The organism is Enterococcus pseudoavium NBRC 100491 (assembly GCF_001544295.1).
Classification (GTDB): domain Bacteria; phylum Bacillota; class Bacilli; order Lactobacillales; family Enterococcaceae; genus Enterococcus_A; species Enterococcus_A pseudoavium.
This window is the reverse complement of the sequence record NZ_BCQF01000016.1, coordinates 1-13,172: the sequence shown is the minus strand read 5'-3', so window position 1 is coordinate 13,172 and position 13,172 is coordinate 1. Positions and strand designations below refer to the sequence as shown.

At 40.6% G+C, this 13,172-nt stretch carries 13 protein-coding genes; 11 read left to right on the top strand and 2 right to left on the bottom strand.

The features are described from left to right. A complete protein-coding gene (locus EP1_RS08585) occupies positions 1-1,149 on the top strand; it encodes a cation:proton antiporter (protein WP_067626457.1) in 1,149 nt (382 codons plus the stop codon). Positions 1,150-1,202: 53 nt separating this feature from the next. On the opposite strand, the gene EP1_RS08580 is transcribed toward EP1_RS08585, so the two are convergent. Further along, positions 1,203-2,036 carry a Cof-type HAD-IIB family hydrolase gene (locus tag EP1_RS08580; protein WP_067626454.1) on the bottom strand — a complete coding sequence of 278 codons (834 nt, stop codon included), beginning with the start codon at positions 2,034-2,036 and terminating at the stop codon, positions 1,203-1,205. Positions 2,037-2,222: 186 nt separating this feature from the next. Here EP1_RS08580 and EP1_RS08575 point away from each other — a divergent pair, with 186 nt between their 5' ends. From EP1_RS08575 to EP1_RS08540, 7 genes are all read left to right on the top strand, one after another. Next, complete coding sequence (locus EP1_RS08575; RefSeq protein ID WP_067626453.1) at positions 2,223-2,645, top strand: universal stress protein; 423 nt, start codon at positions 2,223-2,225, stop codon at positions 2,643-2,645. Between the two features lie 82 nt (positions 2,646-2,727). Continuing rightward, a complete protein-coding gene (locus EP1_RS13765; RefSeq protein ID WP_067626451.1) occupies positions 2,728-3,132 on the top strand; it encodes a DUF3795 domain-containing protein in 405 nt (134 codons plus the stop codon). Between the two features lie 213 nt (positions 3,133-3,345). Next, positions 3,346-3,615, top strand: coding sequence for a PspC domain-containing protein (locus EP1_RS08565; protein WP_067626449.1), 270 nt, complete (start codon positions 3,346-3,348; stop codon positions 3,613-3,615). 160 nt (positions 3,616-3,775) lie between these two features. Next, positions 3,776-5,470, top strand: a complete 1,695-nt coding sequence (gene liaX / locus EP1_RS08560; RefSeq protein WP_067626447.1) for a daptomycin-sensing surface protein LiaX — start codon at positions 3,776-3,778, stop codon at positions 5,468-5,470. Then, a complete protein-coding gene (locus EP1_RS08555; protein WP_067626445.1) occupies positions 5,471-5,746 on the top strand; it encodes a PspC domain-containing protein in 276 nt (91 codons plus the stop codon). 447 nt (positions 5,747-6,193) lie between these two features. Continuing rightward, positions 6,194-7,699, top strand: coding sequence for an AcpB/EbpR/MafR family transcriptional regulator (locus EP1_RS08550; RefSeq protein WP_067626443.1), 1,506 nt, complete (start codon positions 6,194-6,196; stop codon positions 7,697-7,699). Between the two features lie 254 nt (positions 7,700-7,953). Then, complete coding sequence (locus tag EP1_RS08540; RefSeq protein WP_067626438.1) at positions 7,954-8,613, top strand: YczE/YyaS/YitT family protein; 660 nt, start codon at positions 7,954-7,956, stop codon at positions 8,611-8,613. Positions 8,614-8,630: 17 nt separating this feature from the next. Here EP1_RS08540 and EP1_RS08535 read toward each other — a convergent pair whose 3' ends face one another. Further along, positions 8,631-9,500 (bottom strand): MurR/RpiR family transcriptional regulator, encoded by an 870-nt coding sequence (locus EP1_RS08535; protein WP_067626436.1) that lies wholly within the window; start codon positions 9,498-9,500, stop codon positions 8,631-8,633. Between the two features lie 228 nt (positions 9,501-9,728). On the opposite strand from EP1_RS08535, the gene EP1_RS08530 reads away from it, so the two are divergent. The 3 genes from EP1_RS08530 to EP1_RS08520 all read left to right on the top strand — a co-directional run bounded on the left by EP1_RS08530 (position 9,729) and on the right by EP1_RS08520 (position 13,161). Beyond that, entirely contained in the window at positions 9,729-10,754 is a 1,026-nt protein-coding gene (locus EP1_RS08530; RefSeq protein WP_067626434.1) for a Gfo/Idh/MocA family oxidoreductase, read from the top strand. 26 nt (positions 10,755-10,780) lie between these two features. After that, positions 10,781-11,758: a Gfo/Idh/MocA family protein gene (locus tag EP1_RS08525; RefSeq protein ID WP_067626432.1), complete on the top strand. Its 978-nt coding sequence runs from the start codon at positions 10,781-10,783 to the stop codon at positions 11,756-11,758. A gap of 536 nt (positions 11,759-12,294) precedes the next feature. Next, positions 12,295-13,161: an AraC family transcriptional regulator gene (locus tag EP1_RS08520; RefSeq protein ID WP_067626430.1), complete on the top strand. Its 867-nt coding sequence runs from the start codon at positions 12,295-12,297 to the stop codon at positions 13,159-13,161. Positions 13,162-13,172 lie beyond the last annotated feature (11 nt).

Genomic DNA, 13,172 nt, shown 5'->3' with positions numbered 1-13,172 from the left:
ATGGCGTTTATTGGGGTTTTGTGTTTGATCTTAGTCAGTACGACACTGGCGGGGCATTTCTCACGACGGTTTGGGATACCGGCAGTGATTGGTCAGCTACTGGTCGGGATTTTATTAGGAAACGGTGGTCTGCAAATTGTTCATCCAGATATCTTAGTGACCGATTTTTCTGAGATTGGAGTCATTATCTTGATGTTTTTAGCAGGGATGGAAAGCAATCTAGGTCTGCTTAGAAAATATTTTCGACCGGCGATGTATGTGGCTTTGTTGGGCGTTCTTTTCCCCTTGCTTTTTGGTGTTATCAGCGGTCGGGTTTTTCACGTTGTTTGGAACCAGGCCTTTTTTCTAGGTTTGATCTTAGCGGCTACTTCTGTCAGTATTTCGGTCGAGGTCTTGAAGGAATTGAAGGTGATCACGACAAAGGAAGGCTCAACGATTCTTGGGGCCTCGGTGGCTGATGATATTTTAGTCGTTTTGTTGGTGAGTTTATGTATGCCGTTAATGGGTATCGAAGGAAGCAGCAAGGTTCCTTTAAGTCTGATGCTGCTTGAGCAAGTTCTATTTTTTATCGCAGTCTTCTTGCTGATTCGTTGGGGTGCCCCCTATTTAATGAATTTAAGCAAAAAGTTATTAGCCGAATCGGCCGTTATCATCGTGTCCTTGACGTTGTGTTTGAGTATGTCCTACTTAGCCGATTTGATTGGGTTAAGTTCGGTAATCGGAGCCTTTTCTGCTGGTGTGGCCATCGGGCAGACCAATGTCTGGCAAGATATTCGTTATAACATTGAAGCAATCGGCTATGCAGTCTTTATTCCGGTCTTTTTTGTCAGCATCGGGTTGGAAGTTTCCTTCCACGGTCTCAGCAAGCAATTCTTATTCATTCTTTTGTTTACGCTCGTTGCGATTTTTTCAAAATTACTTGGTGGTTTTATCGGCAGTCGCTTTTCGGGGTTTAATCGGCCAAGCAGTTTGATGGTGGGATCAGGAATGGTTTCACGAGGCGAGATGGCGCTGATTATTTTGCAATTAGGGTATCAAGCAGGTCTAGTGATCAATAGCTATTATTCGGCAATTATTATAGTTATTTTGTTTACCACCCTTTCATCGCCGTTTCTATTAAAATATTTTACTAAAAAATTATATGCTTGATAAAAAGCGGACTACTTTTCTGATTCATATGAAAAGTAGTTCGCTTTTTTATTTTAAAGATATTTTTCTAAACTGGCGGCGATGCCATCTTCATCGCAAGAAAAAGTGACATTGTCAGCCAGCATTTTTAATTCTTCCGCCGCATTGCCCATCGCCACACCGATTCCGGCGTATTCAATAATTGAGCGGTCATTTTGCCCATCCCCAAAGGCGATTACGTTGTTGGCCGAAATTCCCAATGCGGGGAAGACCGCCTTTAAGGCCTTGGCTTTATCGATACCTTTAGCAGTAAACTCGAAGTAAAAAGGTGCCGAGAAAGCCGCTGTCACTGTTTCGGAAAAAGGCGCATAGATCGCAGCGGCCTGTTTTTGCAAATAGTTCGGCTGGGCGGCAATCAAGATTTTATTGATAGGGAAGGTCGCAAAGGCCGCTAGATCGTCGATTTCACATAAATTAAAATTCCCGCCACGGGCTTCATATTCAATAATATTGAAATCTCCTTCTGGCAAATGTAACAAATTGTTGTAAACATTATTTACATAGAGATATTCATCTTTGTCAATCATCGGTATCACGTCAAATTTTTTCAAGTGAGCCAAGATCGCTTGCCCGGTCTCGATATCTAGCGCTTGATTAAAAAGTACTTCTTTCGTCAAACAATCAGTGACCCGCGAGCCATTATAAGAAACGAGCAAACCTGCATATTCCGGTAAGTTCAATTGTTCAGCTAGTTCCAGCATCCCGGTCGTAGGGCGGCCGGAAGCCAAAATCACTTTGATTCCGTTTGCTTGAGCGGCAATCAGCGCTTTTTTGGTTTTTTCTGAAATGACTTGATTTGAAGTCAATAAGGTTCCATCGATATCCAGTACAATTGCTTTGATATCCATTCCATCACATCCCCTTCCTGTAAGGTTTAGTTTACTAGTGGGTCATAGCTATGTAAATGATTACATTTGTAAATTCCGTTGGAAAATGGGACTCGCCGAAAGTATGCTTCTGCTAATGAAGAGCAGACGTTATGGTTAAGTTTAAACGTCAGAACGTGTATAATTAAGTGAAAAGGAGGCGCTTTTATGGATGAGTATAAAAAGATTTTAGTCCCAGTCGATGAATCAAATCAGTCCTACGCTGCCCTGAAAGAAGCTGTTGCAATCGCTCAAAGGAACAAAGCCCATTTGTATATTTTGACTGTGACGGATATGTCGATCGCCACAGTTGACGCTCGGCTGATTCAGTATGCGAAAGAAGTAAGCGAAGAAAATGCTACCCGAACACTGGATAAAGCTGCCCAAATCGTCGCTGATGAAGTGAGCTATACTACCCGGAAAATCGAAGGCAGTGCCAAGGTAGATATTGTTCAGTTTGCTGAAGAAGCAGAAATTGATTTAATTGTGATGGGTGCAACAGGAAAAAATGCAATCGAGCGTCTATTGATCGGTTCCACCACCTCTTATGTCATAAATTATGCCCCGTGCAATGTAATGGTGGTTCGTTAGTTTTTCATAGCTAAAAAAGTTAACTGATTCTTGTATGGAATCGTTGAGTAAGATTATTGCAAGGAGGACCGTTTAGCTGAAAATGCTAGCTGAAATTTCTGAAGAGATGATTGCTCCTTGTGGTGTAAACTGTATTGTTTGTAGTGCTTATTTACGGGATAAAAATTCTTGTGCGGGTTGTCGAACTTCTAATGAATTAATCACTCGTAAAAGTTGTCGTGACTGTCTAAAAAAGAGATGTGTATTGAATAAGGGACTTCAATGGTGTTTCCAGTGTTCTAAATTTCCATGTTCTAAAATTAAGGACTTAAATAGACGGTATATCAACAACTACAATGTAAATTTAGTTCAAAATGGGGTAGACGCTAGTAAAGATATGGACGTATTTTTACAATTACAAAAACTTAAATTCACCTGTAAAAAATGCGGTGGGATCATCGATCAGCAGTATAAAAGATGCAGCGACTGTGGGTACATCTTTGATTGATCGCACAATAGGGACTAATTAATCAGTTACATGAAAAAATCAAGCCATATTCTAAGCCCGCAGCGTTAGCCGTGGGCTTTTACTTTCTTCATTAAAGTAAAAAAATCAGACTAAATGACTAGTCCAAAAATCATCCTTTTGACCTATGACGGGTGACGATCTCTTTGGCATAATAAGGTCATAAGAGATCGACAGCAAAAGGAGAGTATGAAAATGAATAAAAAATTAGCGAAATCACAAAATAATCGAGTTTTAACGGGGACTTTAGCAGGAATAGCAGAATATTTTGGAATTGATCCAACAATCGTTCGAGTGATCTATGTCTTTACTAGTGTTTTCTTGATTGGAGCACCGATCTTACTTTATTTATTGCTGATGGTTGTGGTTCCTAAGGCGGAGCAAGCGCAATTCAATGCGGCATATGCAACCGCGCAACCAAAAACCGCCGAAGCTGTTTTTGATGAAGGCTGGAGCGACTTTTAATAAAAATAATCTGGCTATGACCATTTAAATTAATGAGTGGACCGCTACGGGGTTCACTTTTTTTTATTGTTTTTTCAAAGATAGTCCTTTTGACCTATGACGAATCGCAAAAGATTAGGCATAATAGATTTATAGAAAAAAGCCTGCGAGGGGGAGCATCATGGATGAACGCGCGAAAATAATCGAATCAATCAAAAAAGGAATCTTATCGCCAGAAGAAGGGCTAGATTTATTAGAATTTATTGACCACCCAAAGGAAACGACTGATTCAGCAGTCGATGAACCGGCTGAAAAGGCCGAGTTGCAGCTAGAACAAGAAGTGGCTGTAACGGTGGATGAGTCAGGAGCGTCCTTGACAGAAATGGGGGGTTCATTGGATGAACCAGCCGAAAGTTTGGTGGAAGCACTTGAAGCGCCCGAAAAAGGCATGGAACCAGCGGTAGACATTGCAGAAGAAGCGGAACCCCAAGTGGACATTCCTGAGCCGCTTGCTAGCGATACGCAATCGAAAGATAGTGTTGCCAGTCTGATCGATGAGTGGGAAAATGGCCTTGAAAGCTCGTCAGCTGAAAATGATTCAATCCGACCAAAAATTACGGAGTTTGACGAAGTCCTACAAACCAAAATCGAAGCATTGCGAGCAAAGAAAGCCGAATTTCGAGAATTGAATCTTGAAGCAGAATTAGGAATTCTTTCAGCGGAAAATGAAGTATTATATAATGAAATGAAAATTGAACTGAAGGAACAAGAGGAAGAGCTTGAGCTGTTAAAATATGAACGTCAAGCACTAGGCGAGGAACTTTTTACGACTGAAAAAAGGGATGAAGCACCAAAGTTTTTTGAAGTGCCGGATGATTTTGAAGAGCAGAGCTACCGTCCAATGGACCGTCCCCAAGTTCAAGCCAATGATTTTGGAAGCCGCTTTGGTCGAATTGTTAGTAAAGCAGCCAAAACGGTCTCAGAGACGGTCGGCCATGAGTTTGATTGGCAGAACGTGAATCAAAAATTATATGGAACAGCTAAAACCCACTTCAGTCATCAATTTGTTTTTGAAAACAACGCTGCCCGTACAATTGATATCAAATTGGCGAAAGGAAAAGTAGTCTTGAAGACCTGGACAGATGAAACCATCATGGATGTGAAGGTTGAGGCAACTGTCGCGCTACTGGGAAAGATGGAAGAAAGTGATCCCCTTGAAGCCTTTTTGAAACGGAGTCAAATCGAGGTAAATAATGCTCAAATCTTATTCCATGTGCCGAATAAGCGGGTGAAAGCCGAGTTGACGGTCTATTTACCAAGACGTCACTATCACGAGTTAGCGATTCGTCTTCTGAATGGTGACGTGCTGATTGATGAGCTGAGGGCTAAGAATGTTGCCATCAATGTTACGAAGGGTGATTTATTGATTCAACAGATGGACGCGGCGATGCTGGAAATTACTGGCACCAACAATGAAATCGAGCTGCGAAAAGGCGAAGTATTAGATCTGTTCGCTGAGACGGTCACCGGCACGATTATTTCCAGTACAGATAGTGCAAGTGCCGAATACTCCTTGATTAACGGAGATATCAAGTTAACCGTTGGTAATGCCGAATTGAAAAAAATTGTAGCAAATTCAGTCAACGGTGATGTCAAAGTGGCCTTGCCACAAGGAACGGGTATCGCAGGAGTCGCAAAGACTGGCAGTGGTACGATTAATTATCGTCTTGCCAATTATGAGACAGTTCAAGAACGCTTGGGAGAAACGCAAAAAATTTTACATTTCACACGCTCTGCTGAACCGACGGCTGAGGTAGCGGTGTCTTCAAAAGCCGGCAATATTTATTTGAAGGATTATGACAAAGGAGGAAGATAAATGAACAAGCGATTGATGAAATCACAAAAAAATCGAGTACTGACGGGAACGTTAGGCGGACTTGCAGAGTATTTTGGAATTGATGCGACGATTGCCCGGGTAATTTTCATAGTCTCACTATTCATTTTTGATGGCGCACCAATCTTGTTATATCTTCTATTTGCTTTGCTGATGCCAAAGCCGCCCCAAAACCGTTATGAAGCCAATGAAACGTTTCAATCAAAGCCACGCCGGAAGCGAACAAAATCCGAAGATGATGAGTGGAGTGATTTCTAACTTAAAACTTATCAAGAGTGAAAGCAATTTGACCGAGTGAGGCGGAGTTACACAATTCAACGCCAATCATCAAAAAAATAATGAAAAACGACATTCTCGCCAAAATGGGAAATGTCGTTTTTTTGTATAAGTAAATTTTTATAGTAAATAATGTGTCGTTTATTTAATTTATAGCGATAAATAATAGTTTGACGCTATAAAAAAGTTGATATATAAGATATTTTTCCTTCGTTTATATGAAATAATAAAAAAAAGCTACATAGATTTATCGAAAAAGGGTAAAATAAAAGGAGAGTGTTGTTAACTGTCATAACGTGATGTCGTTATTTTAATTATTTGCATCAGTCAGCTATCTGTCTAGTCGAATTGTGAAAGATTGCAAGGAGAACTTTTAGTAGCAACTGGCTTCGTAAAAGAACAGCACTAAGGAATTTGGAGGGTTATGGTATGGATTTTCGCCAGGTTTTAGGAACGAGTAATAGACGTAGGTTACGGCTAATTGAATTATTATATTATCAGCGTGAAGGATTATCAAGTGAGCAGTTGTTGGAAGGGTTAGATTGTTCGTTACCAATTTTATTGAAGGATATTGCTATGATCAATGAATTGGACGGCGACTTTTTGGTGGAAAAAGCAGAGGGTTTGTATCGGGTCGTGCTTAAAAAAGATGTAAGTATTGGAAAATTATATTCCTTAGCATTGATTAATTCCCCGGAGTTCCAGATTATTGAGGAGCTGTTGTATGAAAACTGTGAAAACATTGAGGCGTTATCAAAACGGCTGTTTATCAGTTATTCTAATGCTCAACGCTATTTGAAAAAGGCGGAACAGGCCTTGAATCAAGCGGGGATCAAGCTGTGTTATCGTCCGCTGCGTTTAGAGGGGCGAGAAAGTGTAATCAGACATTTTTATTATCGCTATTTTCTTGAAAAACAATATACGTTAAAAATCGACTTGCCGAATATCAGAGAGTATCAATTGGTAGCAATCGAAAAATTTGTGGCGGCCTTTACTGAAATAAATGGTTTTCATAAAAAATATATTTTTCAAAAACGGGTTACATACAACGTCTTTATCAGTTTATGGCGTATAAAAAATGGACATTATTATCCCAAAGAGGAGCTTCGAACGACGGGGTTAGCTTTGCCAGAAACGAAAGATATTCAGAAATTCAGAGACACGGTTTCTGAGGTTTTTCGTTTGGAGCTTACACTTGAGGAAATACGTGATTGTCTGTGGCTCTCATTTTCTGATGCGATCGTATTTAGCAAAAAACATTTGGAAATAGCGCTGAGCGACAATCCCCGCTACCAGCGTTTATTTAAAGTCCATCTAAAATTGGCGGAGCAGTATATGAAACTGCTGGGAGTTCCTTTAGATGCGCAACGGATGTATGACTTGACGATGGTTTTAATGACGGATGTTTATTTGTATGATGAAGATAAGAAATTTTTGACGATTTTACGCAAAAGCCGCGCAGTTTTTTTAGAAACGGTCAAAACTTTACACGAACCGGCCGTAGTAAAAGTGACTGAAATTGTCCGGGCATTTGTTGAAGAATATGGCATTTATCAAAATGAAGATTTTATTATCAACTATGTTTATCTCTTATTAACCCAAGAAGTAAATAGTTTAGAGCTGCTGGCTTCCCAGGATAAAACCATCCATTTGTTATTGATCTCAGATCTTTCGCCGACAGAAGAGGAATTCATGGCCAAAGGTATCCGTCAGATTGTTTACGGAAACTATGAGATTCACCATTTTGAAGGAATCTGGGACAACAGTCAGGATATGTATAAGAAGATCCTAACTTACGATGGCTTGATCACGACGGGTGGCCGAGGTGATTTGCCGAGTGATTATCCATTGGTGATAATGGATCCATATGTCACACTAGATGCGGTTCGTTCAATCCAAAAACTAGTCAATCAATTGTCTGAAAAAATTAATTAGTTCTTTCAGCTAAGTCCTAGTCGACAACTGTTGATTGTGTTGCTAAGGTGGCTTTAGTTGTTTTTGAAGAAGTCTCCATTGAATAAGCGTGCTTTTGACGGCGCTTATTTTTTGTTTTCGGAAATGGTCATTTTCTTTAGTGAGTCAAAAAATAGCGAAGTTACGGCCGCTAAATCTTTTTTGGGGAATCTGATTGACAAACACCATGAATTTTCGTATTTTTGCGTTAGACAGTTACAGAAAGAAGGGGCTTAATGAAGGGATATAGTGTTCGGTTGGTAAAGTTGTTGTTAGGCTTATTTTTATTTGCGTTAGGCTCAGTTTTGACGATTCAAGCCAATATTGGCCTGGCCTCATGGGAAGCCTTTAGTATGGGGATTTCTTATTTGACGGATTGGAGTTATGGAACGGTCATCATTATCACCGGTGTCGTTATTTTGGTGCTGGATGTTGCGCTGAAGGAGAAGATCGGTTTTGGGACCCTGTTGAATACGATTTTGATTGGCGTTTTTGTGGATGGGATTCAAGCGTTGGCACTGATTCCGCAAATGCATCATTTTTTCGCGGGTGTTTTGCTGCTTTTGTTAGGGCAGGTGTCGATTTGTGTAGGCAGCTATTTTTATATCGGTGCGTCCTTGGGCTGTGGTCCACGGGATGCCTTGATGGTGGCCTTGGGCAAACGATTACCACAAGTTCCCATCGGCGTGATCCGCGGGTCGATTGAAGGGCTGGCCTTATTGATTGGTTGGTTGTTAGGGGCTAAAATTGGTGTCGGAACCGTGATTTCGGTGTTTGGAATTGGTTTCATTTTGGAAACAACCTTCAAACTGCTGCATTTTGATGTGACTGAGGTGGCTCATGAGAGTGTCGTGGATACAATCAAAACATTACAAATAGAACGTGCTGACGGCTAAAGCGTCAGCATGTTTTTTTAGTCTGAGTGTTCAGATAAACTTCCTTTTTCAATCCATTCGTTCTTTTTTCGGAAGGCCGCCAGATTTGCTTCAAAATCTTTGGCATACAATAGAGAAAACAAGGTATCCAAAATGTATTCAAAGGCAATTTGCGAGGAAAAGGTGCTGACTTTTAAATAATCCAGTTCATCTTGGGTGAAGACGATTGCTTGGGTTGCTAAAGCGATCAAATTTGAATTTTCATTACCGGTCAATAAGACGGAAGGAATATTTTCATTTAAAAAATGTTTCAGCATCCGTTCATATTGTGGGACGCGGGCGCGATAAGAGATAAAAATGGCGCAATCTTGATCCGTCAGACTCGCCGCGTTCCAATCTTCATCGGCGTATTCATCAGCAACAATCAGAAATTTGTTGATTTTGATTAGTTTATTTTGAAAGCTGCGGGCTCGAATTTGTGAATCGCCTTGGGCAAACAGAAAAATCCGTTGGGCCTGGGCTAATAGGGTGACGGCCTCATCGAGCACGTTAGCTTCCAGCTGAGCATAAGTTCGTTGGACCGTATTGATTGTCAGGTCTGCGATCTTTTTCGCAATTTCAGCAGTCGAATCATGTGGTTGAAAGGGAAAGTTCGCATCGACTGGCTTGGCACGGTAGAGCTCACTATGGGCAATTTCAGAGACGGCTACGCGAAAATCACGAAACCCTTCATAGCCCATTTTTTTGGCTAAACGAATCACGGAAGAATGGGAGGTATAAGTATCTTTGGCTAGATCTGCGACGTTCATCGCGGGGATCGTCGTCAGATTCGCTAAAATATAGTCCGCGATCCGTTTTTCTGTTGTAGTTAAGTCATTTTGTAAATGTAATTTATCAATTAAAAGCATCTTTTTTACCTCTATTCGATTTACTGCTTGTCTTGCTATCATAACGTAAATTGATTGATTTCAGAAGATTTTTTCATTGGGCGGCTGGATTTCTGAACAAAATGTTCAAGCTTTGCTATGAAAATGGCGAAAGGCTGAATAAAAAGACCGATGTTGCTGGAAAAGTCCTTTTAAAGCCAAAAGTTCTCTATAATAAAACTATCAAAAATTTGGAGGAATTTAGTTATTATGTTAACCATCGCGTATATCGGCAACGGCAAGAGTACTAATCGCTATCATCTACCTTTTTCAACAAAATTGACCGACAAAATCAAAGTCAAAACGATCTATTCACCTAGTGGCAAGATCACTTGGGAAAAAGTCCCCGGTGTGACGTATACCACAGAGATCGATACGATCTATCAGGATCCGGAAATCCAACTAGTAGTCGTGACGACCCCCAGCCCGCTGCATTTCAAATTAGGGAAGGAAGCTTTGGAGCACGGGAAAAATGTTTTGATTGAGAAGCCCTTTACTGAAACAGTTGCAGAAGCCCAGGAATTATTCCGATTAGCTGAGGAAAAAGGACTATTTGTGCAATGCTATCAAAATCGCCGCTACGATTCTGATTTTTTGACTGTTCAAAAGGTGATTGAAAGTGGCGTGCTAGGAGATCTGTTAGAAGTAGAGATGCACTACGACTACTATCGACCAGAAGTGCCGGCAAGTGTCGAGAAATTTTCGATTGGTACCAGTTATCTCTATGGTCACGCCTGCCACACGCTGGATCAAGTGATCTCCTATTTTGGTGAACCCGATGATGTGCATTATGAGGTCCGCCAGCTCTTAGGAACGGATCGGATGAATGATTATTTTGATTTGGATCTTTTTTATGGTCGGCTGAAAGTTTCGGTGAAATCAAGTTATTTCCGTTTGAAGGAACGGCCGAGTTTCGTTGTTTATGGAAAAAAAGGGGTCTTTGTCAAAGAAACCAAAGACCGGCAAGAAGAGCACTTAAAAATGTTTTATTTGCCAGAAAATCAGGATTTCGGTATCGATTTACCCCAGCATTATGGTACGCTTACGTATATTGATGACAATGGTAGGTACCACGAAGAAAAAGTTGTTTCCGAGATTGGCGATTATAGTCGGGTATATGAGGATATCTACGCAACATTGATCAATGGTCAGCCGAAAGTCGTCAAAGATGAAGAAACCTTGTTGCAAATCGAGATGTTGGAAAAAGGTATTCAGCAAATTCAACCCTTCGCGTAAAATAAAGCAAAGAAAAGAGGAATCCCATGAAACTAGCCATTTTAGGATCAGGTATGATTGTTCAGGAATTTTTACCATTGACGAAAGACCTGCCGGAGATTCAAGTCAAAGCCCTGTTGGGAACCAAAAGAAGTCAGGCAAAAACCGAGAAATTACAAGCAGACTATGCTATCGAAGCATCGTATACCGATCTCGATGAGTGCCTGCAAAGCACAGCGTTCGACACCGTTTATGTCGCGGTACCGAATCATTTACATTATGCTTTTGCCAAAAAAGCTTTAGAAGCCGGCAAACATGTAATCTGTGAAAAGCCATTTACTTTGACCTCTGCTGAATTATTGGAACTGGAAAAAATTGCGTTAGCTAAAAATTTGGTCTTAGTCGAAGCAATCACGAATCAATATCTAGCCAATTACCAAGGCATCAAAGAAGCCAGTCAACAAATCGGCCAATTGAAAATCATTGAATGCAACTATTCACAATATTCCTCCCGCTATGACGCTTTTAAGGCAGGAACGATCTTGCCGGCTTTCAATCCTAAAATGGGGGGCGGAGCTTTGATGGATATCAATATTTACAACATTCATCTCGTCGTTGGCCTATTAGGAAAACCGCAACGGGTTCAGTATTATGCCAATATTGAGCGATCAATCGATACTTCCGGTCTGTTGATTTTAGATTACGGTGAGATCAAAGTCGTCTGCATCGGTGCTAAAGACTCGGAGGCGACGATCCGCTCAACGATTCAAGGAACTGAAGGTTCAGTAGTTATCAATGGGCCAACCAATGTTTTAGACAATTACAGCCTCGAACGACGTTCTGGTGAAAGTCAAACCTTTGATCACAAAAATCATCCCCATCGGATGTACGACGAATTTAAATTGTTCAATCAAGTCATCGAAAAACATGATATGACTTTCGTCAAACAACAGCTGGAACACAGCAAGCTGGTGATGGAAATCGTTGAAGCGGCGCTCGCTGATGCTGGGATCGTGTTAGGATAGCAACAAAATTACCAATAAAAATTATGCTGCTGTGTGGTTGAAGTAAGTATTTTAACAAAGCCTCTCTCGTTATCCTTGAAAGGGTCAGCGAGAGAGGCTTTGGTTTTAAAAATAGTTAGGCTGAATTTGCTGTATACTTGTTACTTTAATCTGATTCAGTGTATTCAAACAGTTGACTTTTCAAAAAGAAAATCAAGGTGATTTATCCACCGATTAAAAAGGAGTGCGATGTTTCACGGAATTTCAATCATCAGTTTTTGTTTGTTTTGTTGCTAAAAAGCCTGTAACGAAGCAGAAGATTGAGTGTTTTTATAATATTTTGGATTCACCCAAATTAATAGCTGTGGAACAAATGGAATATAAAGTCTAATAAGTGAAATTGGGAAATTTAGGAATCCGTTCAGTGAGCAAGTTTTTTTATTAGTTGCCGGTCATTGAAAAAGAGCATGCTATAATTGACATTATTGGTTTAAAATCGGTCGAGTCTATAATTAGTTGCTAGTATAGAATCAAGTAAGAAATGAGGGGAGAGGGAAATGATTCAAGATTTAAATCGTCTAATGGCATATATTGAAGAACATCTGTTAGAAGAGCTTTCATTGTCAGAAGCAGCCAAAATGATCGGTATTTCAGAATATCATTTGAAGCGGACCTTTGCTTTTATTGCGGGTCTTTCGTTGACCGATTACATTAAGTATCGGCGCTTGGCGCTAGCCAATGAAGAATTGGCAAACGGAACAACTGTGACTGAAGTCGCTTTTAAGTATGGCTATCAATCCGTCGAAGGGTTTTCGCGAGCCTTCCGGGAATGGTCGGGCCGCTTGCCTTCTGAAGTGAGTAAAACGGGCGCTCAAAAATCATTTCCTCAACGCTCATTTTATATTGATGTTAAAGGAGCAGTTTCAATGGATTTTAAGATTGAAGAAAAACCAGCGTTTAACCTGATTGGCGTGACTAAACGAGTCCCCATCCAATTTGAAGGAGTCAACCAAGCGATTCAAGAATTGGCCCAAGGGATCACATCCAAGCAAAAAGAAGAATTGCATGAGTTGCAAACAAGCTATCCTTACCAAGTTGTGAATGCCTCGTACGCATTTGGTGACCAGCGGATGGAAGAAAAAGGGGAACTGATGCACTTGATTGGCTCGGTGACTACCCAAGAAAATCCTTTCGCTGATTTAGAACAGTTGTCAGTAGACAGACAAACATGGGCGATTTTTCCGAGTACCGGAGCATTTCCTAAAACGCTCCAAGATACTTGGGGAAAAATTTACTCGGAATGGCTGCCGTCTTCGGCTTATGAATTAGTTGAAGCGCCAGAGATCTCGTTTACGAATTTTGATCAAGGAACAGAACAAGCCTACAGTGAGATCTGGCTAGCAGTTCGAAAGAAAAAGCAATAATTAAAAAAGAA